Raw genomic sequence first — 26,422 nt, forward strand, 5'->3', positions numbered from 1 at the left:
GAATCGACGTTTAACCCTTTGTTTGCCATGATGGGGTGACAATCGGTCCAGACCCTTCGCCTTCACACTCCGGATAGCTGCCCGCGATGTTCACTTCCGACGAGACCAAGGCGTCCCCAGCGGCGTCCTCGGCCAGCCTTGCGCCGCGTGCAGCCCCGTCCTCGCTCGTCGATCCGGTGTTCGTGGCGCGCCGCGTCTGGCGCGCCAGGTTCGCCATTCTGGGGCTCGGGCTCGTGGGCGGGGCGCTCGCGGCCTTCATCGCCCTTTCGATGCCGAAGGTCTACCACGCCTCGACGCAGATGATCCTCGACCCGCGCGGGCTCAACCTCGTCCAGAACGAGGTGACGCAGACGCCGCTCGGTCTGGCCTCGGACGCCGCGCTGGCGCTGGTGCAGAGCCAGATCGCCGTCATCACCTCGCAAAGCGTGCTGGCGCAGGTGGTGGACCGCGCCGGGCTGACGCAGGACCCCGAGTTCAACGGCACGGCCGAGGGGCCGTTCGACCGGTGGCTGCCCTCCATCACCCTTCTGCCCGGCGCCGAGCCGGAAGCCGAGATCACCGACCGGCGGCAACTGACCATCGTCAATCTCGGCCGGCAGGTGACGGCCGCCCGCAACGCCAACTCCTTCGTCATCGAGGTGACGGTGGAGAGCCTGGAGCCGGCCAAGGCGGCGGATCTGGCCAATCTCGTGGCGCAGATCTTCGTGGAGGAGCAGGCGCGCGTGCAGTCCGATACGGCGCGCCGGGCAACGGACGCCATCACGGCGCGCCTGGCCGAACTGCGCGAGAGGGTGCGCGGGGCCGAGGATGCGGTGGAGGCCTACAGGGCGCAGAACCAGCTCGTGGGCGTGGGCGGCCGGCTCATCGACGACGAGTTCATCCTGCGCATCAACAACCAGCTCGCCGAGGCGCGCGCCACCATCACCGGGCTTCGCGTGCGCGCCGATTCCATGCGCCAGGCGAGCGTGGACGACGTGGTGGACGGCGCCTTCCCGGAGGAGCTGAACTCGGCCGCGCTCCTGCGGCTGCGCCAGTCCTATGCCGATCTGGCGCAGGAGAACGCCGTTCTCGCCTCGCGCCTGGGGCCGCGCCACCCCCAGCGCGCCGCCAGCGAGGACGCGCTCGGCACCGCGCGGCGGGCCATCGCCACCGAACTCTCGCGCATCGTGGCCTCGGCGCAGACCGAGCTGGCACGCGCCGAGGAGACCGAACGCGCCCTGAGCGCGCAGATCGCGACGCTGCGCGACCGGCAGATCGAGACCAGCGGCTCCTTCGTGGAACTGCGCCAACTGGAGCGCGAGGTCGAGGCCTCGCGCGCGGTCTACGAGGCCTATCTCCTGCGCGCGCGCGAGCTCGGCGAACAGGAAAGCCTGAACACGGCCAATGTGCGCACCATCTCCGAGGCCATGCCGCCCTTCGAGCCGACCGGCCCCTCGCGCAAGCTCATCGTGCTGGCGGGCCTGATCCTCGGCCTCGGGCTGGGCCTCGGCATCGCGATCCTCGCCGCGCTCTGGCGGCTGGTGCGCGAGCATCTGGCCGCCAGCGAAGCGGTGCGCACCGCGCCCAACGCCGATGGCGGCTATCCCGTCTTCACCGCCCTGCCCGTGCCCGTCACCTATTCCACCGCCCGCCCATCGAGACCGCAACCGCCCGCCGCGAGCCGGCCGGACGTTCGCCCGTCGGTGAGCGACGCGCCGCCCGTTGAGCCCGAGCCTGAGCCCGCCAGGCCCGAAACGGAAGCTGCGATGGAGCAGGACGAGCCGCGCGCCCGGGAGGCCGAGCGGGAGCCGGCGCCGCAGGCACCGACGCGGCCCGAGGAGCCGCAGGCTTCGCGCGCCGAAGAGCCGGCCGTTCGCGGGGAAGCGCCACCGGCCGCCGAGCCGAGCGAGCCTTCGGGCGAGATGGACCCCGCACCCGCGACCGATGCACAGCGGCGCGCGAATCTGCGCCAGCGGCTGCGCGACATCGGCACGGCGCGCGCCGCGCAGGACGAACCCCCGATCCGCTCCGCCCGTCCGAAGCCCGCCAAGGACGGCGAGCGCCTGACGGTGGCCGAAATCCGCCGCCGGCGGCTTGCCGAGCCGAAGGGCTGAGAGGGCGTTCGAGACTTCGGGCCGGTCGGTCCTGCGGGTCTTTGCCGCCGCCGCCGCGTCCCCGAGCCTCGCCGATGCCGCCGGCATCGACTGGCTCCGTGCGGACGACGAAAAATCCCTCGCAAGCCCTCCGCCGCCGAATCGTCAAACGGTTTCCGAATTCCTAGAAGACGCTCGCGCCCAGATCCGCCGGTCCGACCGCATTGCGGAAGACGGCGAAGAGCTCGCGCCCCAGCCCATGCTCGTTGCGCGACAGGTCGGCCTGCGCCACGGGGCGGGCCATCAGCTCTTCCTCGGAGACGAGGATGGACAATTCGCCGCTCTCGCCGTCGAGACGGATCATGTCGCCGTCGCGGATGCGCCCGATGGCCCCGCCCTCCTTGGCCTCGGGCGTGACGTGGATGGCGGCCGGCACCTTGCCGGACGCGCCCGACATGCGCCCGTCGGTGACGAGCGCCACCTTCTGCCCCCGGTCCAGGAGGACGCCGAGCGTGGGGGTCAGCTTGTGCAGTTCGGGCATGCCGTTGGAGCGTGGGCCCTGGAAGCGGACGACGGCCACGAAATCGCCGGTCAGCTCGCCGGCCTTGAAGGCGCTCTGGAGGTCGTCCTGGTCCTCGAAGACCCGCGCCGGCGCCTCCACGATCCGCCGCTCGGGCTTGACGGCCGAGACCTTGATGACGGCCTTGCCCATGTTGCCCTTCAGCATCTTCAGCCCGCCATTGGCCGAAAAGGGCTTGTCCGCCGTGGTCAGCACCTTCTCGTCACCGCTGACGGCCGGGGCGGGGGAGCGCACGACGCCGTGCCCGTCCGGCGAAAGCTTCGCCTCCACCGTATAGGCGGAGAGGCCGTGGCCGAAGGCGGTGCGCACATCCTCGTGCAGGAGGCCGGCGGACAGGAGCTCGCGGATCAGGAAGCCCATGCCGCCCGCCGCCTCGAAATGGTTCACGTCCGCCAGCCCGTTCGGATAGACGCGGGCGAGAAGCGGCGTCACGTCCGACAGGTCGGAGATGTCGGCCCAGGTCAGCTTGATGCCCGCCGCGGCCGCGATCGCCACCAGATGCATGACGTGGTTCGTGGAGCCGCCGGTGGCGTGGAGCCCGACGACGCCGTTCACCACCGCCTTCTCGTCCACCACATGGCCGATGGGCGTGAACTCGTTGCCGAGCGCGGTGATGGACAAGGCGCGCTTCGTCGCCTCTCGCGTCAGCGCGTCGCGCAGGGGCGTGTTCGGGTTGACGAAGGAGGCGCCCGGCATGTGCAGGCCCATGATCTCCATCAGCATCTGGTTGGAATTGGCCGTGCCGTAGAAGGTGCAGGTGCCCGGGCCGTGATAGCTCTTCGATTCCGCCTCCAGAAGGGCCTCGCGCCCGACCTTGCCCTCGGCATAGAGCTGGCGGATGCGCGCCTTCTCGTCGTTGGGCAGGCCGGAGGTCATCGGCCCGGCGGGGACGAAGATCGCGGGCAGGTGGCCGAAGGTCAGCGCCGCGATGGCAAGGCCCGGCACGATCTTGTCGCAGATGCCGAGATAGACGGCCGCGTCGTACATGTCGTGCGAAAGGCCCACGGCCGCCGCCATGGCGATCACGTCGCGCGAGAACAGCGAAAGCTCCATGCCGCCTTGCCCCTGCGTGACGCCGTCGCACATGGCCGGCACGCCGGAGGCGACCTGCGCCGTGGCGCCCACCTCGCGCGCGGCCTGCCGGATCAGCTCGGGGTAGCGCTCATAGGGCTGATGGGCCGAAAGCATGTCGTTATAGGCGGTGATGATGCCCAGATTGGGCGTCACGTCGCCCGCCAGCCGCGCCTTGTCGCTCGGCCCGCAGGCCGCGAAGCCGTGGGCGAGGTTGCCGCAATTGAGCCGGCTGCGCTTGGGGCCTTCGGCGCCCTTGGCCTCGATGCGCTCCAGATAGGCCTCGCGTGTGGGGGCGGAGCGCTCGGCGATGCGCCTCGTGATGGCTTCGATGCGGCTGTCTGCGGCCATGATGGCCTCCATATGAGGGCGCGGCCCGTCTCAGGGCGCCCAGAATATCTCGATCGGATGGGCGCGAGGGCTGCGCAGGACGGCGCGCACGGGAAGCGCCTCCCAAGGCCCCGGCGCTTGCGCCTGCGCCAGCACGCGGCGCTTCTCCTCCCCCTCGATATGGAGCGCCAGGAAGCGTGCCTCCACGATGGGCGGCAAGGTCAGGGTCACGCGCGGCTCGCCCGCGCCCGGCGCCTCCACGGCCTCGAAGAGCCGGGGCGTGGCGGGGTCGAGCGCCTCCGCGAGGCGGTCCGCGCCGGGGAAGAAGGAGGCGGTGTGCCCGTCCGCGCCCATGCCGAGCACGAGCGCGTCGATGGGCCGGGCGAGATGGCCGAAGAGCTGCGACAGGCGCGCGGCCCCCTCGGGCGCGCCCAGCCCCTCCGTGTAATAGGGCTCGAAGCGGGCGGCGGCGGCCGGCCCTTGCAGGAGGTGGCGGTGCACCAGCGTGGCATTGGCCCGCTCGTGCCCGGCGGGCACCCAGCGTTCGTCCACCAGAAGCACCGTCACGGCCTGCCAGTCGATCTCCGCCCGCGCCAGCGTCTCGAAGAAGAGCCTGGGCGTGGAGCCGCCCGAGACGGCGAGGATGGCCGAGCCGCGCGTGGCGAGCCCGCCCGCCAGCACCGCGCCGACCCCCGCCGCCAGGGCCTCGGCCAGCGCCTCGCGATCCGCGTATTCGTGAAGCTTGTGCCGGTCCGCGCCCATCATTCGGGCTCGTGCCAGGTGCGCCCGTCACGCTCGATCAGGGCGATGGAGCCCGAGGGCCCCCATGTGCCGGCCGTGTAGGTCTGCGGCTTCATGTTCTTGGTCTCCCAGGCGGTCAGGATCGGGTCGATCCACTCCCAGGCGGCCTCCACCTCGTCCTTGCGCATGAACAGGGTCTGGTTGCCCCGGATCACGTCCATCAGCAGGCGCTCATAGGCGTCCGGATTGCGCATTCCGAACGATTCGGCAAAGCTCATGTCCAGCGGCACGTGGCGCAGGCGCATTCCGCCGGGGCCGGGGTCCTTGATCATCAGCCACTGCTTCACGCCTTCGTCGGGTTGCAGGCGCAGGACGAGCTGGTTCTGCGCCACCGTGCCCACGCTCTCCTCGAAGATGGAATGGGGAATCTTGCGGAAGGTGACGACGATCTCGCTCATGCGCTGCGACAGGCGCTTGCCGGTGCGCAGGTAGAAGGGCACGCCGGCCCAGCGCCAGTTGTCGATCTCCGCCTTGATGGCCACGAAGGTCTCGGTGTCGCTGGAAGGGGCGCCGAGATCCTCCAGATAGGATTTCGCCGGTCCGCCGTTGGAGGCCCCGGCCTTGTACTGGCCCCGCACCGTCATCTGCTCGACATTGACGGCGGTGATGGGCTTGAGCGAGCGCAGGACCTTCAGCTTCTCGTCGCGCAGCGCATCCGCGTCCAGCGCGAAGGGCGGCTCCAGCGCCACCAGGCACAGGAGCTGGACGATGTGGTTCTGCACCATGTCGCGCAGCGCGCCGGCCTTGTCGTAATAGCCCGCGCGGCCCTCCAGCCCCACGCCCTCGGCCACCGTGATCTGCACATGGTCCACATAGGCCGAGTTCCACACCGGCTCGTAGAGCATGTTGGCAAAGCGCAGCGCCATCAGGTTCTGCACCGTCTCCTTGCCGAGATAGTGATCGATGCGGAAGACCTGGTCCTCGGTGAAATGCTTGCCGATCACCGCGTTCAGCGCCTTGGCGGAGGCGAGGTCGCGCCCCACCGGCTTCTCCACCACGAGGCGCGTGTTGTGGTGGGCGAGGCCCTTCTCGCGGATGCGGCAGGCGAGGTCTCCGAACAGGGCCGGGCCGACGGCGAGGTAGAAGGCGCGCACGCGCTCGTCGCCCGCCTCGTCGAGAAACGCCTTCAGCTCGTCCCAGCCCTCGTCCTCGCGCGCATCGACCTTCCGGTAGAAGAGGCGCGAGAGGAAGCGCTCCAGCGCCTCGTCGTCGCGCTCGGCCTTGCCGACATGCGCCTCGACGGCGGCCCTGGCGAAGGTCCTGTACTCCTCGTCGGAAAGCTCGGAGCGCGAGGCGCCGATGATTCGCGCCCCCTCGGGGAGCTGGCCGTCGAGATCGCGATGATAAAGCGCCGGCAGGAGCTTGCGCTCGGCAAGGTCGCCATTGCCGCCGAAAACGACGTAGTCGAAGAGATCGACCGGGATAATCTGACTGGACACGCGCCTTCCTTCAGCCTCCTCGCGCTCGGAATGCCGCCAGACATATAGTCTAATCGATTAAGAGCGCAACGCCGACGCGCCTATCCGCCACGCCCCACGGCCTTCGAAAGCGCGGCCAGAAGCTCTTCGCTGGCGAAGGGCTTCTTGATCGCGCGAACCTCGCCCGCCTCGGCGGGATAGTCGATCTGCTCTCCATAGCCCGTGACGAAGACGAAGGGTACGCGGCGCTCGTCGAGATCGGCAACCAGCGGGAAGCTCGTCTCGCTGCCGAGATTGACGTCGAGAAGCGCCACGTCCACGGCCTGCGCGTCGATGATCTTGCGCGCCTCCGCCACGCTGGCCGCGGTGAAGACCGCGCCCATGCCGTTGTCGAGCATGAGCTGCTCGGCATCGAGGGCGATGATCATGTTGTCCTCCACGATCAGGCCGCGAAGCCCGTCGAGCGCGCCGGGCAGGAACGAAGCGCCGGGCGCGTCGCCCTTCCCGTGCTCCGGCTTGCCGGAAGCCGCCGGGCGTGCGTCCGGCCGCAGCACCGTGGCGGGCAGGAGGAAGCTCGCCTCCAGCCCCGCCAGGCGGTAGTCCACCTGCGCCTCGCCACCGATATCGTGCGGGATGGAGCGCTCGATGATGGTGGAGCCGAAGCCCCGGCGCATGGGCGGCGTCACCGGCGGCCCGCCGCTCTCGCGCCAGAGGATGCGGCAGTTCCCGCTCGGCTCTATGGTCCAGTCCACCTTGACGCTGCCGGAGGAATCGGAAAGCGCCCCGTATTTGGCAGAGTTCGTCACCAGCTCGTGGAAGACGAGAGCAAGGGTGGCGAAGGCGTTGGCCTCGATCAGGATATCGGGTCCGGAGAGGTGGAAGCGCGCAGCCTTGTGCCCGATATAGGCGGAAATCTCCGTCTGGAGGATGTCGCGCAGCGAGACGGTGGAGAAGCTCTCGTTCGTCACCTGGTCGTGCGCGCGCGCCAGCGCCTGGATGCGCCCGCCGATGATGGCGGCGAACTCGTCGACGCTCTCCGCGCCCGGCTTGGACTGCGCCACCAGCGCGCGGATGAGGCTCAGCACGTTGCGCACGCGGTGGTTCAGCTCGGCGATCAGAAGCTCCTGGCGCTGCGAGGCGAGGGCCTGCTGCCGCTCGGTCTCCTCGTTGAAGCGCAGGAGCACTTCCAGGATCGAGATGCGCAGCGCCTCGGCGGCGCGAAGATCGGCGTCCGACCATGGCAGCGAGCGGCCGTGAACGGTTTCCTTCCACGTCTCGAAGCTCTTGCGCGGCGTCAGCCGCGCCCCGTGGGGGCCGATGCCGCGCTCCTTGGTGTAGGGATCGCCAGCCCAGGTCACGCTCTGGACGATCTCCTTGCGGAAGAAGAGGATGTAGTCGCGCGGCGAGCGGGAAACGGGAATGGCGAGCACGCCGGCCGCGCGATCCACGAAATCCTGCGCCGGCGGGTGCACGTCGGACAGGCCGTCGCTGGCATAGACGCGGCTCGCGCCCGCCCGGTTGAGGAAGCGGGCAAGCGCGCCGATCTCCTCGCCCGTCGGGCATTGCCCCATCGTCTGCGCCCGGCCCTTGGCGTAGAGGGCGAAGCCGTCGCAGTCGATGATCTCGCACAATTCCTCGGAGAAATCGGCGATCGCCTCGATGGAGGGCGTGGCGGCCACGATCTTGGCCACGAAGCGGTCGTGCAGCGTGCGGGCCTTCTCCTCGGCCGAGCGCTGCTCCTTGTAGAGCCGGCCCTCGATGATGAGCGAGATCATCTGGCCGAAAAGCTCGACGGTGGAGCGCAGCTCCATCGGCAGATGGCGCGGGCCGTAGTGGTGCAGCGCGAAGAGCCCCCAGAGCTTGCCGTCGATGACGATGGAGATCGACATGGAGGCGCCCACCCCCATGTTCTTCAGATACTCGAGATGGATCGGCGAGACCGAGCGCAGCACCGAGAGCGACAGGTCGAGCGGTTGGCCGTGCGGGTCCAGCGAGGGCTGGATGCGAACCGGCTCGGCATCCACGTCGCAGATGATGCGGATCTGGTTGCGCACGTAGAGGGCGCGGGCCTGAACCGGAATGTCGCTGGCCGGATAGTTCAGCCCCAGGAAGGAGCCGATGCCGCCGCGCGCCGATTCGGCCACCACCGCGCCCGCGCCCGTGGGGGCGAACTTGTAAAGCATCACCCGGTCGAACCCCGTCACGCCCCGAAGCTGGCGCACGGCCTCCCGATAGAGGGTCGCGAGGTCCGGCGTCTTCTGGATGCGCGTCACCATCGTCTTGACGAGGGTGTTGGGATTCATGCCCGTGTCGAGCGCCGGCTCGGCCTCGATCACGATGGACTTGCCCGAAAGGTGGATCGCCACGTCGAAGCGCTGGCCGGTGCCGATCAGGTCCACCCCGAACAGGCGCTCCGTCCCGTCGTTGGATGCCAGGGTCTGGAGGCGGCCGCGAATGGAATGGACCGCGTTCTGGCTCAGCACGCCCGTGATCGGCTCGCCGAGAAGCGCATCGGCCTCGCGGCCGAGAAAGGCGGCGATGTTCTCCGAGGCACGCTCGATCAGCCAGTCGGTCGAGACGGCGATCAGGAAGCCGAAGCCCTGGATGCCCCCGAGGAGATGGATCGGCTCCCGGTCGCAATTGGTCAGGTCGACCTTGAAGTCGGCTGGATCGGTGATCGTCACGAAATGGCGGCTCTCGGCTCTGGTTCCGCCCCGGCCGCGCGCGCGGCGGCGAGGAAACAATCGAATGCCGCGTTGGCGGCGGCGAGGCATCGGGCAAAGCGAGCCTCTTGCCAGTCGAGGCCGGACGCTGCCTTCAGGAAGCGGTTGAAGCGCTCGGCCCCTTCAGAGGAAGCGAGATAGTGCGCGCTGGGCCGGGATGACAGGGCGCCGGCCTCCAATTTATGGAGACGGCGCAGCAAAATCATGCCGCCCAGGCGCGAGCCCTCCAGCACGTAGCCGATGCCCACGGCCGCTACGGTATCGGGCGTGCCGAAGGCCGGCGCGGGCAGCGGCGCGAGCGCCATCTCGGCCATGTCGCGCCGGAGCTGCGGCAGGCGCGATCCTTCGGCCCAGTCCGGCAGGAGGGAGGCGAGCGGCGCGGCGATCAGCGGCTCCAGCGCCTCGTGGCAGGCGTGGTTCATGCGGATGAAGCGGTGGTAGGGCGCGAGGTCGCCGGTGCGGAACATCGGGTCGAACAGCGCGTCGAGCCGCTCGTGCCGCTCTCGCGTGCCCTCGCGCAGGCGCGCGCGCAGTCGATGGTCCGGCCTGTGGGGGCGGGGTGCGTCGGGCAAGGAATATCCGAAAGGGCTCAGAAGCGATCGCGAAGGGAGAACCACGTCATGGCGAGGAAAAGCAGGGGCGTGCGCAGGCGCCGCCCGCCCGGAAAGGCTGGAATGCGCAGAGCGGCCAGCGGTTCCAGCCGGTCGGGGCCCCCGGCCACGCGCTCGGCATAGAGCCGGCCGCAGAAATTCGACAGCATCACCCCGTGGCCCGACCAGCCGGCGAGCGTCGTGATGCCCGGCTCGACCTCGGCCACATAGGGCATGCGCGTCATCGTCACGGCCACCGAGCCGCCCCAGGCATGGCTGATGGGCACGCCCTTGAGATGCGGCCATGTCGCCTCGATCTGCCGGCGGATCTGCGGCTCGATGGCGCTGGAGGCGGAGGAATAGGCCTCCCGCCCCCCGAAGAGCAGGCGGTTGTCGGCGCTCTTGCGGAAATAGCGAACGACGAAGCGCGAATCATCGACCGATTCGCCGCCCGGAATGACCCGCTCGGGCTCGGCCAGCGGTTCTGTCGCGGCGATGAAGGAGCGGATCGGCAGGACATGGGCGGCGGTGCGCGCGTTCAGCGTTCCGCCATGCGCGTTGGTGGCGATGAGGGCGCGCGCGGCGGTGACGGTGCCGAACGGGGTGCGCGCCTCGATCCTCCCGCCCCGGCGCTCCAGCGAGAGGACGGGCGTCTCCTCATGGAGCGCCGCGCCCGCCTCGGCCGCCACGCGCGCGGTGCCCAGAAGCAGTTTCAGCGGATGGATATGGCCGGTGCCGGTATCGCTTATCCCGCCGAAATAGACGCTCGAGCCCAGCCGCTCGGCGGCTTCGCCACGCTCCATGAAGCGGGCATGGGCATAGCCGTAGCGCTCGGCGACCACCTGCGCCGCCTTACGGTACTCCTCGACATAGCCCTTCTTGTGGGCGAGCGAGAGCTGGCCGGGCCGGTAGTCGATCTCGATGTCGTTCTCGCGCGAGAAGGCGAGGAGATGGGCCTTGGCCTCCTCGGCCACGTCGAACAGGGTGCGGGAGCGCTCCAGGCCGATATGCTTTTCCAGCTCCACCGGCCAGAGCCGGTGGCCGGTGCCCATCTGCCCGCCATTGCGCCCGGACGCGCCGTCGCCGAGGCGATGGGCCTCCAGGAGCGCGACCGAGATCCCGGCCCGCGCCAGATGCGCGGCGGCCGACAGGCCCGTGAAGCCGCCGCCGACCACGACCACGTCCACCGTGCGCGAGCCGTCGAGCCGGGGATGGCGCGGCCGCGGCCCCACGCTGTCCTCGTACCAGGAGCGGCCGGGGGAGATGGGCGAGCGGTAGGGGTCAGACATTGAGCAGCAGGAACTCGCGCTCCCAGGGGCTGATGACCTGCATGAAGGTCTCGTGCTCGCCGCGCTTGATGCCCGAGAAGGTGCCGACGAACTCGCGCGAGAAGACATCGTGGAAGCACGCCTCGCCCTCGAAGGCGGCCACGGCCTCCAGGAGCCCGCGCGGCAGCGAGATCACGCCGTCCTCGTTCACCGTGCGGTCCGTCGGCTGGTCGGGCTCCAGCCCGTTCGCCATGCCAAGCCAGCCGGAGGCCAGAGAGCCGGCGAGCGCCAGATAGGGATTGGCGTCGGAGGAGGGCAGGCGGTTCTCCACCCGCCGCCCGGCCGCGTCGGAAGTGGGCACGCGGAAGGCGGTCGTGCGGTTGTCGAAGCCCCAGGCATTGTTGGTGGGCGCGCTCATGCCGTGCGTCAGCCGGCGGTAGGAGTTCACATAGGGCGCCATCATGATGAGGGCGGCGGGCACGTAGCGCTGCATCCCGCCGATGAAGTGGCGGAAGAGGGCGGACGGGCTGCCGTCCTCGTTGGAAAAGACGTTGCGCCCGCTTTGCACATCCACCACCGACTGGTGGATATGCATGGCCGAGCCCGGCTGGCCCTGGATGGGCTTGGCCATGAAGGTGGCGTAGATGCCGTGCTTGAGCGCGGCCTCGCGGATGGTGCGCTTGAAGAGGAAGACCTGGTCGGCCAGCTCGATCGGGTCGCCGTGCCGCAGATTGATCTCGAGCTGCGCCGCGCCCTCCTCGTGGATCAGGGTGTCGATCTCCAGCCCCTGCCGGTCGGAGAAGTCGTAGATGTCGTCGATCAGCTCGTCGAACTCGTTGACCCCGCCAATGGAATAGGCCTGCCCGCCCTGGATCTGCCGCCCCGAACGGCCGATGGGCGGCGTCAGCGGATAGTCCGGGTCGATGTTCTTGGAGACGAGGTAGAACTCGATCTCGGGCGCCACCACCGCGCGCCAGCCGCGCTCCTCGTACAGCGCCAGCACGCGCTTCAAGACGTTGCGCGGCGTGTAGGGCACCGCGTTGCCGGCCGTGTCCACCACGTCGCAGATGATCTGCGCGGTCGGGTCGCTCTCCCAGGGCACCTCGCACAGCGTGGCAAGGTCGGGCATCAGCTTCAGGTCGCCGTCGTTCGGCGAATAGCGGAACTCGCCCGTCTCCTCCGGGTAGTCGCCGGAGATCGTGTGCATGAAGAGCGCGGAGGGCAGCGCTAGCGAGGTGTTGGCGGTGAATTTCTTGGTGGGCATCATCTTGCCGCGCGCCACGCCGGCAAGATCCGGCGTGATGCACTCGACATCGTCGATGCCGCGCCAGCGCAGCCATTGCGCGGCCTCCTCCATCGTCTTCACGCCGCGCTTGCGCTCCAGCACGGTGGGCGTGGCGGCCTCTATGTCGAGGAAGCGGCCCGCCTCCGGCGGCGCCTCTCGCTCGGAGCGCGAGGCGCGGCGCTCCTGGCCGTGGCCGTCGGCGCGGCGCTGGAAGGTGGAGGGGGCGTTCGCCTCCGATTTCGGAATCTTCGGGCGGTCGACCATGGAATCCTTCGATGACGCGGAAACGCGCGGCCGATGATAGCCGCGCGTTCCCCCTTTGGGCAAACCGCCTTTCGCGCCTCAGCCTTCCTTGCGCAGGATGACCGGAATCATGAGGTCGCCCCAGCAGCCGTTTCCGGAGTGGTGGCGGGCGGAGCGGACCAGCTCCACCGAGACGCCGCTTTCGACCGCCTTCATGACCGACTGGTTCAGCCGGTGCAGGTCGTTGGCCAGGCTGCGGATCGCCGCCTGCTGCGTCTCGTCCATGCTGGTGGACTGCTCCTCGGCGCGCTCGCGGACGCGGGTGCGGGGGCGCTCCAGTTCGGTGATGGCACTCATCTGTCTTCTCCCTTTTGGTGGCCTGTCCGGCTCATTCCGCCGCGATGTGGAGGGGGTTTTCCGGCTTGAACTGCGCGGCCTCGGTGGATTCACCCATGGCCACGGTGGAGGATTCGCCGCCCGCGATGGCGGTGGCCACCGCGTCGAAATAGCCTGTGCCGACCTCGCGCTGGTGCTTGGTGGCGGTGTAGCCGTCGGCCTCGGCCGCGAACTCGGCCTCCTGGAGCTCGCAATAGGCGGCCATCTGCCGGTCCCTGTAGCCGCGCGCCAGCTCGAACATGCCGTAATTGAGCTGGTGGAAGCCCGCGAGCGTGATGAACTGGAACTTGTATCCCATGGCCCCCAGCTCGCGCTGGAACCGGGCGATGGTGGCCTCGTCGAGATTCTTCTTCCAGTTGAAGGAGGGCGAGCAATTATAGGCCAGCATCTGGCCGGGATGCTCGCGATGCACCCCCTCGGCGAACCTCCTGGCCTGCTCCAGGTCGGGCTTGGAGGTCTCGCACCAGATGAGATCGGCATAGGGCGCATAGGCGATGGCGCGCGCGATGCAGGGCTCCAGCCCGTTCTTCACGCGGTAGAAGCCCTCCGGCGTGCGCCCGGCCTCGTAGTCCACGAAGGGCCGGTCGCGCTCGTCGATGTCGGAGGTGAGGAGCTTGGCGGCCTCCGCATCGGTGCGCGCGATGACGAGGGTGGGCGTGCCCATCACGTCGGCGGCGAGCCGCGCGGCGTTGAGGTTGCGGATATGGGCCTGCGTGGGGATCAGCACCTTGCCGCCCAGATGCCCGCACTTCTTCTCCGAGGCGAGCTGGTCCTCGTAATGGACGCCCGCCGCGCCAGCCTCGATGAAGGCCTTCATGATCTCGAAGGCGTTGAGCGGCCCGCCGAAGCCGGCCTCCGCGTCGGCCACGATGGGCGCGAACCAGGTCTCGACCGAGCGCTTGCCCTCGGCGTGCTCGATCTGGTCGGCGCGCTGGAGCGTGCGGTTGATGCGTCGGCAAAGCTCCGGCGCGGCATTGGCCGGATAGAGCGACTGGTCGGGATACATCGCCGAGGCGGTGTTGGAATCGGCCGCGACCTGCCAGCCGGAAAGGTAGATGGCCTTCAGGCCCGCGCGCACCTGCTGCATGGCCTGGTTGCCTGTCATGGCGCCGAGCGAATTGACGAAATCCTCCTCGTGCAGAAGCGTCCAGAGGCGGTTCGCGCCTTCCTCGGCCAGTGTGTAGCGGATGCGCACCGACCCGCGCAGGCGCTCGGCGTCCGCTGCCGTATGGTTGCGCGCGACGCCCTCGAAACGGCCCTGGGGCGCGGAGGGAACGAGCTTGTAAAAATCGGTCATGGCGTTACGATTCTCCCGGTATCGAAACTTGGGCGGATGGGCCGCTCGCCCTTCCGCTCTGATACGGGATTTACAAGGTCGGGCGCGGCTTTCCGGAAAAACCGGGGTTTGGGCGGGGTGGAATGGGGTCGTCTTGTCTCGGTCTTTACAAGATCGCCTTGTAAAGATGTAAATGTCGAAAGGCCCGCGAGGCGGGCGGCATTTGTAAAGATCGGTGAAGATGGCCGAGAACAAGATCTTCGCGGGTCCCCGAGTGCGCCGCCTGCGCAACGGAATCGGGCTGACGCAGGCGGCCATGGCCAAGTCGCTCGGCATCTCGCCCTCCTATCTCAATCTCATCGAGCGCAACCAGCGCCCGCTCACCGTGCAGCTCATCCTCAAGCTCTCGGAGGTGCACCGGATCGATCCGGCCGGCCTGCACGGGTCGTCCGAGAAGGCCGTCTCGCTCGCCGAGCTGAAGGCCGTCTTCGCCGACCCGCTGCTGGCGGGCGAATTGCCGGGCGACCAGGAGCTGGTGGAGATCGCCGAGGCCGCGCCCAACGCGGCGGCGGGGCTGGTGAAGCTGCACGGCGCCTACAGGGAGCTGGAGGCGCGCCTCTCCGACCTCTCCGGCTTGCTGGCGCATGAGGGCAAGGCCGCGCCGCAGCCGGCCGCGCGCCTGCCGATGGACGAGGTGCAGGAGGTGCTGGAGAGCCGGCCGAACTTCTACCCCGCCCTCGACAGCGCCGCGGAGGCCTTCCATGCCGCGCTGGCGCCGGGCGACGATCCGGCCGGCGCCCTCAGGCGCTGGCTGCGTGAGGAGCACGACGTTTCGGTGCGCGTCCTGCCGGCCGAGACCATGCCGAACTGGCGACGGCGCTTCGACCGCCATTCGCGCCGCCTCTTCGTCTCCGAGCGCCTTTCGGCGCCCGACCGGCTGCGCGAGATTGCGGGGGAATGCGTGTCCCTGAGGCTTGGCGAGCTGGTGGAAGAGGAGGTGCGCTCCTTCTCCTTCCAGTCGCCCGAGGCGCGGCGGCTGGCGCGCGTGGAGCTGACGCGCTATGCGGCCCATGCGCTGATCATGCCCTATGGCGCCTTCCACGCGGCGGCCGAGCGCACCGCCTACGACGTGGAGGTGCTGTGCGCCCGCTTCCAGGTCTCCTTCGAGCAGGCGGCCAGCCGGCTGACCAGCCTCCAGCGCGCGGGCGCGCCGGGCGTGCCCTTCTTCCTCATGGAGATGGACCATGCCGGCCACCGGCTGCGCCGCGCCGGGGCGCGGGGCTTTCCGGCGCAGCGTTTCGGCGGCGGCTGCGTCAAGCTGCCGGTGCACGACGCCTTCGCGCAGGCCGGTCGCGTCCTGGTGGAGGCGGGCGAAACCCCGGCCGGCGACGCTTTCCTGCTGGTGGCCCGCACGGTGGAGGGGCCGCGCGCGGGGGCGGGGGAGCGCCCGCGCCGCAGCGCCGTGCTTCTGGGCTGCGACCTCGCTTACAAGGACCGCCTCGTCTATGGCCGGCTGCTGCGGGAGGGCGCGGCCCTGAAGATCGGCCCCGCCTGCCGGCTGTGCGAGCGCGTCGGGTGCCTGGCCCGCGCCGAACCGCCCTTGACGCGCCCCCTCGGCCTCGACGAATGGACGAGCGGGCTGACCCCCTTCGACTTCCAGTAGAGGCTGTCATGACATTCGAATGGCGCGCCATGCGCGAGGCGGACCTGCCGGCGGTTCTCGCGCTTTCCGTGCGGGTCCATCCCGGCTTCCCGGAAGGGGAGGCGATGTTCCGCAACCGCCTGTCGCTGTTTCCCGCCGGCTGCCTCGTCCTGTGCGGGGGCGGCGAGATCGGCGGCTACGCCGTCTCCCATCCGATCCGCCGCTACGCCCCGCCGCCGCTCGACGCGATCCTGCCCGGCCTGCCGGAGGCGGCGGACGACTACTACCTGCACGATGTGGCGCTGGCGCCCGAACGGCGCGGTCGCGGCCATGCGGCGAGCGGCATCGGCCGACTTCTCGACCTCGCGGCGCGGTTCGAGACGGCCTCGCTCGTCTCGGTCTACGGCACGGGCCCGTTCTGGGCCCGCTTCGGCTTTCGGCCGGCCGAAAAAGACATGCGCGCCAAGCTGGCCCCCTATGGCGAGGGCGCCATCTATATGCTGCGCCGCAATTGAAAGCGCGGCGACGGGCTTTTCATTCCCCTGCCGCTCGGAAATAGTAGGCCGCCATCCGGGGACGATCCCGATTCCCGCCTGCCTCGAACGCTCAAGGGTTGCCGCCATGACAGCCAGGTTCGCCGCGCTCGCCGCGCTTCTCGCCACCGCAACGCCCGCGCTCGCGCAGGACAATGTCGTCAACGTCTTCAACTGGTCGGACTATATCGACGAGAGCGTCCTTCAGGAGTTCACGGCCGAGACCGGCATCCGCGTGGTCTACGACGTGTACGATTCCAACGAGATCCTGGAGACGCGGCTACTGGCCGGCTCCTCGGGCTACGATGTGGTGGTGCCCTCGGCCGAATATATGGGCCGGCAGATCGAGGCCGGCATCTTCCAGCCGCTCGACCGCTCCAAGCTGACGAACCTGGGGAACATGTGGCCATTGATCGAGGAGCGCACGGCGCTCTACGACCCGGACAACGCCCATTCTGTCAACTACATGTGGGGCACCACCGGCATCGGCTACAACACGCGGCGCGTCGCCGAGCTGCTGCCCGACGCGCCGCTCGATTCCTGGGCGCTGGTCTTCGACCCGGCCAATGCCGAGGTGCTCAGCCAGTGCGGCATCGACCTCCTGGATTCGCCGGGCGAGATCTATCCGCCCGCGCTCGCCTATCTCGGCCTCGATCCCGATTCCCGCGATCCCGAGGATCTGGAGCGGGCGCAGGAGCTGCTGGCCTCGATCCGCCCCTTCATCCGCCGCTTCCACTCCTCCGAATACATCAACGCGCTGGCCAATGGCGACATCTGCGTGGCCGTGGGCTTCTCCGGCGATGTCTTCCAGGCGCGCGACCGCGCCGAGGAGGCCGGCAACGGCGTCGAGATCGGCTATTCGATCCCCAAGGAGGGCGCCCTGATGTGGTTCGACCAGATGGCGATCCCGGCCGACGCGCCGCATGTGGACGCCGCCCACCAGTTCATCGACTTCATGATGCGGCCCGACATCATCGCCCGCTCCACGGACTATGTGGTCTATGCCAACGGCAACCTCGCCTCGCAGGAGCTGATCGACCCCGAGATCCTGAGCGACCCGGCCGTCTACCCGGACGAGGCGACGCTGGAGACCCTGTTCATCAAGCTGCCCTACGACGCGCGCACCCAGCGCCTCGTGACGCGGAACTTCCAGAGCCTGAAGACCGGCCGCTGAGCGGGGCGCCGGCATGACCGCCCCGCAGAAGTCGCTCGGCAATATCCGGCGCAATTTCGAGCCCTGGAACGATCCGGCGCAAGCCCCGCTGATCGAGTTCGACCGCGTGACCAAGCGCTTCGGCGAGGCGGTGGCGGTGGACGACCTGTCGCTGCGCGTCTTCACGCGCGAGTTCTTCGCGCTGCTCGGGCCTTCCGGCTGCGGCAAGTCCACGCTCCTGCGCATGCTGGCGGGCTTCGAGGAGCCGACGAGCGGCGATATCCGCCTGTCCGGCCAGAGCTTGAAAGGCGTGCCGCCGCACCGGCGCCCGCTCAACATGATGTTCCAGTCCTACGCGCTGTTCCCGCATATGAGCGTGGAGAAGAACGTCGCCTTCGGGCTGCGGCAGGACGGCATGGGGCGGGCCGAGATCGAGGCGCGGGTGGCCGAGATGCTCAAGCTGGTGAAGCTGGAGCGCTACGCCAGGCGCAAGCCCCAGCAGCTCTCCGGTGGCCAGCAGCAGCGCGTGGCGCTGGCGCGCTCGCTCGCCAAGAGGCCCAAGGTGCTGCTTCTGGACGAGCCGCTGGGTGCGCTCGACAAGAAGCTGCGCGAGGAGACGCAGTTCGAGCTGATGGACCTCCAGCAGGAGCTGGGCCTCACCTTCGTGGTCGTCACGCACGACCAGGAGGAGGCGATGACCATGTCCGACCGCATCGCGGTGATGCGCGAGGGACGCGTGGCGCAGGTCGCCACGCCCGCCGTGCTCTACGAGGCGCCCGGCAGCCGCTACGTGGCCGATTTCGTCGGCACGGTCTCGATCCTCGAAGGCACCGTTACCGCCGCGGGGGAGGGGCGCGTACGGCTGGAGGCGGACGGTGCGGTGCTGGAGACGCTGAGCGAACATGCCCTGGCGCCCGGCGACAAGGCCGCCTTCGCCATCCGGCCGGAAAAGGTTCGCCTCTCCAAGCAGGCCCCGGCGAACACGGCCGTCAACGCGCTTCGCGGGCAGGTCTGGGACATCGCCTATCTCGGCGACGTGACCCTTTTCAACGTCCGGCTCGCCAGCGGCGCCATCCTGCGCGCCACGGTCATCAACGCCGCGCGCGTGGCGCAGGAGCAGATCGCCTGGGAGGACGAGGTCTGGCTCACCTTCTCGCCCGACGCGGGCGTCATCCTGAAGGACTGACGAAAATGGCGGAAGACGGCGGGGCGGGCGGCAGGATCGGGCGGGCGGTGTCGCGCCGGCTGGCGATCGCGATCCCCTATCTCTGGCTTCTCGGCCTCTTCCTCGTGCCGTTCCTGTTCGTCTTCAAGATATCGCTGTCGGAGACGAGCTACGGCCAGCCCCCCTACGCGCCGGTCTTCGCTCTCGACAGCCTGGCGGGCCTGTGGGCCGATATCCGCCAGCTCTCCTTCGACAATTACGCCTGGCTGTTCTCGGACCGGCTCTATCTCGACGCCTATCTGTCGAGCCTTCGCATCGCGGCCATCTCGACCGTTCTGGCGCTGATGATCGGCTATCCGCTGGCCTATGCCATGGCCCGGTCACCCGCCGGCTGGCGGCCCATCCTCGTCATGCTGGTGATCCTGCCCTTCTGGACGAGCTTCCTCATCCGCGTCTATGCCTGGATCGGCATCCTGCGCCCGGAGGGCTACCTCAACCAGTTCCTTCTCTGGACGGGCCTCATCTCCTCGCCGCTGTCGATCCTCAATACGGAGACGGCGGTCTATATCGGCATCGTCTACTCCTACCTGCCCTTCATGGTGCTGCCGATCTATGCCAGCCTGGAGCGGATGGACGGGCGGCTGATCGAGGCGGCGGGCGATCTGGGATGCCCGCCCTGGCGCGCCTTCTGGGCCATCACCCTGCCCCTGTCGGTGCCCGGCATCATCGCGGGCGCCTTCCTCGTCTTCATCCCGGCCGTGGGGGAGTTCGTCATTCCCGACCTGCTCGGCGGTTCGCAGACCCTCATGGTCGGCAAGGTGCTGTGGGACGAGTTCTTCGCCAATCGCGACTGGCCGGTCGCCTCGGCGGTGGCGATCCTGCTTCTGATCCTCCTGGTCGCGCCCATGGTGGCGCTCCAGCGCTACAGGGACCGGGCGGTATGAACAGGCTTTCGCCCTTCAATGTGGTCTCTCTGGTGGTGGGCTTCGCCTTCCTCTACGTGCCGATCCTGCTTCTGGTCGTCTATTCCTTCAACGCCTCGCGCCTCGTCACGGTCTGGGGCGGGTTCTCGACGCAATGGTACTCGGCGCTCTGGCGCAACCAGCAGTTCCTGGACGCGGCCTTCGTGACGCTGCGCGTGGCGCTACTTTCGGCGAGCGTGGCCACGGTGCTGGGCACGCTGGCGGCGCTGGCGCTGGTGCGGCACGCCGATTTCAGGGGCAAGCTCCTGTTCTCGGGCATGATCTTCGCGCCGCTCGTCATGCCGGAGGTCATCACCGGCCTGTCGCTGCTCCTGCTCTTCGTCTCGATCGGTTTCGACCGGGGCTTCTGGACGGTGACGCTCGCCCACATCACCTTTTCCATGTGTTTCGTGGCCGTGGTCGTGCAGTCGCGTCTCATCTCCTTCGACCGCAGCCTGGAGGAGGCCGCGCAGGATCTCGGCTGCCCGCCGTGGAAGGCGTTCCTGGTCATCACCCTGCCGGTGATCTGGCCGGCGGTTGCGGCCGGCTGGATGCTGGCCTTCACCCTCTCGCTCGACGATCTGGTGATCGCCAGCTTCACCTCGGGGCCGGGCGCCACCACGCTGCCCATGCGCATCTACAGCCAGGTGCGGCTCGGCGTGACGCCGGAGATCAACGCCATCTCCACCATCCTCATCGCCATCGTGGCAAGCGGGGTCATCGCCGCCACCATCGTCACCAAGCGCGCCGAAGTGCGCCGCCTGCGGGATGAAAGGCTGGCGGCGGCCGAGAATTCCTAGCCCGAACAGCCGCAGGCTTCGCCATGGGCCGCTTCGATGGCGTCTATGGTGCCGTGCAGCGCGGCGCTGAGAGGGTCGGCGGCGCCCTTCTCGGCAGCCATGAGGTAGTCCAGCGCCTCGAGGTCCGACAAGGCCTGCATCGTGGCCGGACCCACCCGCGCATCCTGAATGCCGCTCTGGTCGAAACGCGCCTTCAGATGGGACAGGCGGGTCAGCACGGGCCGTGAATGAAGCGACGGGTTCCCCAGCACACCGCGCCGGGCCGGTGCGAGGAAGCCGGCGCGCTCGGCGCTGGCCACCAAAACGTTGATCGCCCCGAGGGTCTCGCGCTCGTCGGCCAGCCGGAAGGGCGGCGTCTCGGCCAGGGCCGGCAGGTCGGGATCGCCCTGGCCCTCGGAGACCTGCGTGTTGCCGGCATCGCGCGCGGCAAGCCGCACCGGCTCCTCGGCCTTCGGCGGCTCGCGCAGGCCGGTATCCAGCGCCAGGCGCAAGCCCGCGATGGCCGGCTCGCCGGGCCGGTCCGCCGGCGCGAAGCGCGGCAGGGGCGCGGGCGCCATGGCGCCAAGGGCGGCCGCAAGGCTCCGCGCGGCCACGAGCCTCTGGTCCCGGACGTCCTCGGCCAGCCGGACGGGCGAGGGCGCGCCGCGCGCCGCATATTCGCGCAACGTGCCAAGATAGTTCGCCACGCCCGCGCAAAGGAACGGGGTTTCCCCTTGGCCCAGATAGTCGCCCAGATCCTCGCGGATGCGCCCGGCGATCCAGCGCGTGTCGGCGTTGGTGGCAAAGCTCGTGCGGCCCTGCCGCCGGGCGAGGGCCTCGGCGGCGCGGCGCGTGCGCTGCGCGCCGGGCTCCGCGCCCTGCCGGGGGGCGGTGAAGATCATCCGGCCGGGCAGGCCGGGGTCGGTTTCGCCGATGGCGTTGCCCGCCGCCTTCAGGGCCGCGAACTCGCCCGTCTCGATGGCGCGCAGCCTGGAATGGTAGTCTTTCGTGCAGCTCGCCTCCTGCGCGAGGGCCGGCGAGGCGCCCGCCGTCAGGAGGAGCGCCAGAAGAAGCGGGCGAAGCGCGCGGGACCGCAGGGGCGAGGACATCATGGTCGGGCTGCCTTGGCATGGCGGCCGGGGCCGCCGCTCAGATCGGCCGTTCGCCGTCCGCGACGATAACGGTGGGGTTCGGCCATTCCCCCTGCATCCTGAACCCGATCTCTTGCGATGGGGTGAATCCCGCCTCGCTCTCTCCCTCCTCCTGCGGCCGGAACGTGCCGGTCACGAAAAGCTGATCGTCGAGAACGGAGAAGAAGCCGGTGGCCTCGATGCGGCCGGCGGCGTTCTCGACCGAAAGGCCCTCGAGGTTGACGTAAGGCCCGCGAGAGCGCAGGCGCGCCTCGATGGAGGAGAAGGGCACGGGGGCGGCGTCCGTCTCGAGGCGCAGCGTGCTCTGCCCGGCTTCCGCGAGGCGAGGGGAGAACCCGGCGATCTGCCCCTGGGAGACCGAAAGGCGCGAGGCCACCTCGCCCTCCCGCAGGATGTTCGTCCAGTTGGTGATCGGGGCCGCCACGTCGGCCGTCAGGCTGGCGCGGCCGGAAAGGCCGAGCGTGCCCAGATCGAGCAGCCCCGCGAGCCCCGCCGCATCGACCCCGGCCAGCTCGATGCGCCCGCGCCCGAACGGCCGCGCGCCCGTCAGGTCGAGGGAGAGGCGCGCCTGGGCCCGCCCGCCCAGAAGCTCGGCATCGCCGATGTCGAGAAGCCCCTGGCCGCGCGCGAATTTCAGCGTGGCCGCAAACTGCTGCAACGGCAGGCCGCTGAAGCCGCCCTCCGTCGCCGACAGGCGCAGGTCGAGATCGAAATCGCCGATGAAGGCGACGGGTATGGGGCGCTGGTAATCGAGCGCGTGGCGTGGATAGGGCGCCACCGCCTGCGCGAAACGGTCGAAGTCGAGGCGCGGGAAGGCGAGCGTGCCAGAGAGCGTGGGCCGCCCCTCCTTGTCGAAGGACATCTCCAGCGCGCCCTGTCCCCGTTGCTCGCCGAGGCCCACCTGCGCCGATGGCAGCGTCATTTCCGACCCCTCCAGCCGGATGCGCGTGTCGAGCGACATCGGGCCGATATCGGGCAGGCGCGAGGTCTCCCGGCCGAGCCAGGTGGCCGCGCGGGTGGGAGAGGGCACGGACAGCGACAACTGGCCGTCGAGGCCGAGGCGTTCGCCCCCGGTGCCGGTGCCCGCGAAGCTTGCCCGCAGGGGCGGGGCGGAGAGGCTGAGCGACAGCTCGCTCGCGCCGCCCTCCAGGAAAGCGGCGGGCGTCCTGGCGCGGAACGCTATTTCGGTCGGCTCGCCTCGCCACACGAAGCTGCCCGCCAGCTCCGCCGGCGCGTCGCGGGCCGGCCAGTCGAGGCGCAGCGCCACATTGGTGATGCCCAGCGAGCCGTCCTTCGGCCGGAAAGTGCCCTCGCGCAGCTCGACGGAGCGGATGCCCTCGAAACGGCCGAGGAGGTCTCGCGCGAAGTCGAGCGCCGGATTGCCGGGCCCCGCCTCGCCCGCGCCATCGGCCTCGGCGCTGGCGGGGGGGCTCGCCGCCGTGGCCGCGCCCGGGCTCGTGCCGGCCTGTTCCGGCGCAGCCTCGGGATAGGCCAGCGAGGGACGCAAGAGGATCAGCCGCCCGATATCGGTTCGCCCCAGCAGTGCGTCCAGAAGGTCGAATTCGGCCTGCACTCCCTCGATGCGCAGGATCGGCCCGCCATCGTCGGCCCCGATGCGCACGCTGGAAAGGGTCAGCAGCGGGGAGGGAAGCAGGCTGAACTGGGCGGTGCCGTCCACGATCACCGGCTCGCCCGTCAGCTCCGAAAGGCGGGCCTCGAGATCGGCCTGCGCGCCCGCCGCGTTCAGCGAGAAGGACGATGCGCCCGCAATCCACGCGGCGGCGATGACGGCCAGGACGAGCGCCGGGATGAGGGCCAGGAGCGCGATGCGCCCGCGCCTCGTCGCGTGTCGTTCACCGGTCGGCATGTCTTCGGCCATCGGGGGATGCGGGCTCCTGGCTTGGGAGTTGGCGGCCGGACACGCGAAGCGCGGGCGGCGGGAGCGCCAAGGTAACGGGAGAGGGCGGCGCTGGAAAGCGAGCCCAGGCCTTGGAGGGGAAGCGCGATGATGAACACGCCCGATGGCGCCATCAAGGCGAGGCGCGCCGGCCGATGGCTCAGTGCGCCAGAACGCGCTGGGCCGGGAAGGTGATCTCGATCAGCGTCCCTTCCCCCGGGGTGGAGGCGATGCGGAACTGGGCGCGGTTGGCCTCCACCATCGCCTTGGTCAGGGGCAGGCCGAGCCCGGTGCCGTCGCCGCGCTCCTTGCTGGCGCTGTTGACCTGCTGGAAGGGCGTGAGCGCGATCTCGATCTCCCGGTCCGTCATGCCGATGCCGCTGTCGCGGAAGCGCAGAGCCACCTCGCCATCCTGCCCGTAGCTGGTGGAGGCGACGATCTGCCCGCCGGAGGGCGTGAAGCGGATCGCGTTGGACAGGAGGTTGAGCGCGATCTGGCGCAGCGAACGCCGGTCGGCCACAACGGCGGGAATGTCGGCCGGCAGGTTGGAGCGCACGATGACGCGCTCGCGATTGGCCTGCGGCTGCATCAGCGAGACGACCTCGCTGACCACTTCGTTCAGCGACACGGCCTCGAAGGCCATCTCCACCTTGCCCGCCTCGATCTTGGAGATGTCGAGCAGGTCGTTCACGAGGTCGAGCACGTGATGGCCCGAGCGCTTGATGTCGCCCAGATACTCCATGTAGCGCTCATGGCCGAGCGGCCCGTAGGTCTCCGAGACCATCACGTCGGCGAAGCCGATGATGGCGTTGAGCGGCGTGCGAAGCTCGTGGCTGATATTGGCGAGGAAGCGGCTCTTGTGCAGGCTCGCATCCTCGGCCTGCCGGCGCGCCGCCACCAGCTCCGCCTCCACCTGCTTCCAATGCGCCATGTCGCGCAGCACCACGCACCAGCCGCGCTCGCCCGACAGGCGCCCCACCGTGACGAAGAGCGGAATGGTGCCGCGCCCGGCCACCTCCGCCGTCACCTCGCGCCCGTCGTTGAGGATGCCGGCCAGCCCCTCCTCGCGCATCGCGTCGAGATAGTCGCGCGCGCTGCGCCGGCTTTCGGGCGCGAGGAGATCGGCGAAATGCGCGCCTTCCAGATTGCCCTCCGAAGCGCCGAACATGGCCTCGGCCGAGCCGTTCATGGAGCGGATATGCCCCTCCGGGTCGAGCAGGAGAACGCCGTCCGTCGCGGTGTCGAGAACGGCGCGAAGCTCCTCCACCTCCTCGCGCAGATGCTCCGCATCGCCCTCGCCAGGCTCCGGCGTCGCCGGCTGGAAGGTGAAGATCAGGCAGGAGCGCGCGGAAAGGGTGAGGCGGCGCATCTGCACGCGTGCGCGGACCTGCGAGCCATCGGCGCGGCGAAGGCCGAGATCGGGCGCATCCTCGCCCTCGCTCCCCTCCACGAACAGCGCGTCGATGCCGCCGGCCGCGCGCAGCGCCTCGACATTGCCGTAGAGGGTGAAGTCGAGAAATTCCTCGCTGGCGAAGACGATTTCCCCCCGCAGCTCCACCAGCACGGGAAGGGGAATGGCGCTAAGGAGCGCCAGCGCGTCGGCCGGCAGGCCCGGCGCGGCCTCGCGCGGGGCGGGCGCGGGCGCCTCCGCACCCGGCGCAAGCTCCTGCCCGATGGCGTGGAAGGCGTCCCGCTCGGCCGGCGAAAGGAGGTCGCGCGCCCGGCGGCGCTCGTCCATGCGCTTGCGGGCGGGCGCTTCCTCCTCGCCGGGCGGCTCGCTGCGGCGGCCGAAGGGCAGCTCCGGCACCATCGGCTCCTGCGCCTCTCGCGCAAAAGCCTCGAGCAGCGCTTCGGTCTCCTCCGGCGAGTCCGCCTCCTCCCACAGGCCGCTGGACAGCATTTGCCCGATGCCCTCGGGATCGGCCACGCTTTCGGCCGGCCGTACCACGCCGAAGCCGCGAAACCCCTCGAACACGCGCTCGCGGCCGTAGACGGGCAGGGCGGCCAGCTCCACCGGCACCTTCCGGTCCGTGCCCTGCACGGGCCACAGGACGGTGCGCCCCGCAAAGGTCTCGCGCCGCTCCAGAAGGCGGCCGATCTCGCCGGTCTGGTCGAACCCGTAGGCGCGCGCCACCTCGGCGAAGGGAACCCCCTCGACATCGGATGCGAGCGGGCCGACCACGGCGGCAAGCTCGGCCGGCAGGGCGCGGAAGCATCCCGAAGCGTCGATCTGCCAGACGAAGCGCACCGGCTCGCCGTCCAGCGGCGAGGGCGCGAAGTCGGGCTCCTCGTCGCTTCCGGGCTCGCTCGCCTGATTTTCCGCCTCCTGCCGGTCGCGCCAGCGCGTCAGCAGGCTGGCGACGGGCGTGGCAGCCGCCGGTTCGGCTTCGGCCGGCGCCGCGCTTGCGGAAAGCCGCGCGAAGGCGAGTCCCGCGCCCACGCGCCAGAATTCCAGGCCCGATTCGGCCTCCCGTTCATGCGTCGCATCCGACTGGAGAAAGCGGGCAAGGGCTTCTGCGATGTCCGGTCCCGGCTCCTCCGGCCATTCCTCGGCGGCGGCCAGCGTTCCCTCGGCCGAAAGGACCGCGACGGCCGCGCCGGGCTCGCGCCGCGCCTCGGCCAGGAGGCGGGCGGCCAGCTCGACGGGTTTCTCGGGCCGGTGCATGGGAACGGGCGCGGTGAGGAGGGCGACGGGCGAAGCCGGCCCGATCACGTCCATCAGGAGATGGGCGGTCGTCCACACCTCCAGTCCCTCGGCCCCGCCCTTCAGGCGCAGCATGGCCTCGCCGTCCGCCTCGAGAATCGGCGCCACGGCGCGGATCCGCCGCCCTGCGCCCATGGCCGGCAGCGGGGTGGGCGTCTGCGCGTCGCCATGACCCTCCAGGCCCAGCAGCACCGCGCCCATCGAGTTGGCGAAGAGGACGCCCTCCAGATCCGGCGTCAGCACCACCACGGCACGCGCGGCCTCGTTGGCGGCGCGAACCTCCTGGGAAGCCATGATGTCGAGCGTGGTGAGGGCCAACGCGCTCAAATCCTCTGTGCGGCCGGGCCCCGCGCCATGCGCCGGGCCGTTGGTTGATGAAACGT

The 26,422-nt window shown here is 69.8% G+C and carries 19 protein-coding genes; 7 read left to right on the top strand and 12 right to left on the bottom strand.

The window, feature by feature from the left end; genetic code table 11:
* Positions 1 to 86 precede the first annotated feature (86 nt).
* Positions 87 to 2,093 carry a GumC family protein gene (locus J7654_RS08130; RefSeq protein WP_209739771.1) on the top strand — a complete coding sequence of 669 codons (2,007 nt, stop codon included), beginning with the start codon at positions 87 to 89 and terminating at the stop codon, positions 2,091 to 2,093.
* Between the two features lie 163 nt (positions 2,094 to 2,256).
* On the opposite strand, the gene edd is transcribed toward J7654_RS08130, so the two are convergent.
* The 9 genes from edd to aceA all read right to left on the bottom strand — a co-directional run bounded on the left by edd (position 2,257) and on the right by aceA (position 14,074).
* Entirely contained in the window at positions 2,257 to 4,074 is a 1,818-nt protein-coding gene (gene edd / locus J7654_RS08135; RefSeq protein WP_209739773.1) for a phosphogluconate dehydratase, read from the bottom strand.
* Between the two features lie 30 nt (positions 4,075 to 4,104).
* A complete protein-coding gene (pgl, locus tag J7654_RS08140; protein ID WP_377946347.1) occupies positions 4,105 to 4,818 on the bottom strand; it encodes a 6-phosphogluconolactonase in 714 nt (237 codons plus the stop codon).
* Positions 4,815 to 6,293, bottom strand: a complete 1,479-nt coding sequence (zwf, locus tag J7654_RS08145) for a glucose-6-phosphate dehydrogenase (protein WP_209739775.1) — start codon at positions 6,291 to 6,293, stop codon at positions 4,815 to 4,817. The genes pgl and zwf overlap by 4 nt, the downstream gene beginning before the upstream one ends.
* A gap of 80 nt (positions 6,294 to 6,373) precedes the next feature.
* Positions 6,374 to 8,956 carry an HWE histidine kinase domain-containing protein gene (locus J7654_RS08150; RefSeq protein ID WP_245195719.1) on the bottom strand — a complete coding sequence of 861 codons (2,583 nt, stop codon included), beginning with the start codon at positions 8,954 to 8,956 and terminating at the stop codon, positions 6,374 to 6,376.
* Entirely contained in the window at positions 8,953 to 9,567 is a 615-nt protein-coding gene (locus J7654_RS08155; RefSeq protein WP_209739781.1) for a biliverdin-producing heme oxygenase, read from the bottom strand. The genes J7654_RS08150 and J7654_RS08155 overlap by 4 nt, the downstream gene beginning before the upstream one ends.
* A 17-nt stretch (positions 9,568 to 9,584) precedes the next feature.
* A complete protein-coding gene (locus J7654_RS08160; RefSeq protein ID WP_209739784.1) occupies positions 9,585 to 10,874 on the bottom strand; it encodes an NAD(P)/FAD-dependent oxidoreductase in 1,290 nt (429 codons plus the stop codon).
* Positions 10,867 to 12,402 (bottom strand): glutamine synthetase family protein, encoded by a 1,536-nt coding sequence (locus J7654_RS08165; RefSeq protein ID WP_209739787.1) that lies wholly within the window; start codon positions 12,400 to 12,402, stop codon positions 10,867 to 10,869. Before J7654_RS08165 ends, J7654_RS08160 begins: the two co-directional genes overlap by 8 nt.
* A 78-nt stretch (positions 12,403 to 12,480) precedes the next feature.
* Positions 12,481 to 12,738, bottom strand: a complete 258-nt coding sequence (locus J7654_RS08170; RefSeq protein ID WP_209739788.1) for an SMc00767 family acetate metabolism repressor — start codon at positions 12,736 to 12,738, stop codon at positions 12,481 to 12,483.
* A 31-nt stretch (positions 12,739 to 12,769) separates the two neighbouring features.
* Positions 12,770 to 14,074 carry an isocitrate lyase gene (aceA, locus tag J7654_RS08175; RefSeq protein WP_209739791.1) on the bottom strand — a complete coding sequence of 435 codons (1,305 nt, stop codon included), beginning with the start codon at positions 14,072 to 14,074 and terminating at the stop codon, positions 12,770 to 12,772.
* Between the two features lie 220 nt (positions 14,075 to 14,294).
* Between aceA and J7654_RS08180 the strand changes: the two genes are divergently transcribed.
* From J7654_RS08180 to J7654_RS08205, 6 genes are all read left to right on the top strand, one after another.
* Positions 14,295 to 15,716 (top strand): helix-turn-helix domain-containing protein, encoded by a 1,422-nt coding sequence (locus J7654_RS08180; protein WP_209739794.1) that lies wholly within the window; start codon positions 14,295 to 14,297, stop codon positions 15,714 to 15,716.
* A gap of 8 nt (positions 15,717 to 15,724) precedes the next feature.
* Positions 15,725 to 16,210: a GNAT family N-acetyltransferase gene (locus J7654_RS08185; RefSeq protein WP_209739797.1), complete on the top strand. Its 486-nt coding sequence runs from the start codon at positions 15,725 to 15,727 to the stop codon at positions 16,208 to 16,210.
* 106 nt (positions 16,211 to 16,316) lie between these two features.
* The gene (locus tag J7654_RS08190) at positions 16,317 to 17,402 is read left to right on the top strand and encodes a polyamine ABC transporter substrate-binding protein (RefSeq protein ID WP_209739800.1); all 1,086 of its coding nucleotides are present in this window, start codon (positions 16,317 to 16,319) and stop codon (positions 17,400 to 17,402) included.
* A gap of 13 nt (positions 17,403 to 17,415) precedes the next feature.
* Positions 17,416 to 18,567, top strand: a complete 1,152-nt coding sequence (locus tag J7654_RS08195) for an ABC transporter ATP-binding protein (protein ID WP_209739802.1) — start codon at positions 17,416 to 17,418, stop codon at positions 18,565 to 18,567.
* Between the two features lie 5 nt (positions 18,568 to 18,572).
* Positions 18,573 to 19,490, top strand: coding sequence for an ABC transporter permease subunit (locus J7654_RS08200; protein ID WP_209739805.1), 918 nt, complete (start codon positions 18,573 to 18,575; stop codon positions 19,488 to 19,490).
* Entirely contained in the window at positions 19,487 to 20,308 is an 822-nt protein-coding gene (locus J7654_RS08205) for an ABC transporter permease (protein WP_209739807.1), read from the top strand. Before J7654_RS08200 ends, J7654_RS08205 begins: the two co-directional genes overlap by 4 nt.
* Here J7654_RS08205 and J7654_RS08210 read toward each other — a convergent pair.
* The 3 genes from J7654_RS08210 to J7654_RS08220 form a co-directional block, all read right to left on the bottom strand.
* On the bottom strand, positions 20,305 to 21,399 hold the full coding sequence (locus J7654_RS08210) for a hypothetical protein (protein WP_209739809.1): 1,095 nt from the start codon (positions 21,397 to 21,399) through the stop codon (positions 20,305 to 20,307). The genes J7654_RS08205 and J7654_RS08210 overlap by 4 nt on opposite strands.
* Before the next feature lie 37 nt (positions 21,400 to 21,436).
* Positions 21,437 to 23,317 (bottom strand): AsmA family protein, encoded by a 1,881-nt coding sequence (locus J7654_RS08215; RefSeq protein WP_209739810.1) that lies wholly within the window; start codon positions 23,315 to 23,317, stop codon positions 21,437 to 21,439.
* Between the two features lie 178 nt (positions 23,318 to 23,495).
* Positions 23,496 to 26,357 (bottom strand): PAS domain-containing sensor histidine kinase, encoded by a 2,862-nt coding sequence (locus tag J7654_RS08220; protein ID WP_209739813.1) that lies wholly within the window; start codon positions 26,355 to 26,357, stop codon positions 23,496 to 23,498.
* Positions 26,358 to 26,422: the final 65 nt, after the last annotated feature.

Source organism: Aureimonas populi (assembly GCF_017815515.1).
In the GTDB taxonomy this organism is placed as follows: Bacteria; Pseudomonadota; Alphaproteobacteria; order Rhizobiales; family Rhizobiaceae; genus Aureimonas; species Aureimonas populi.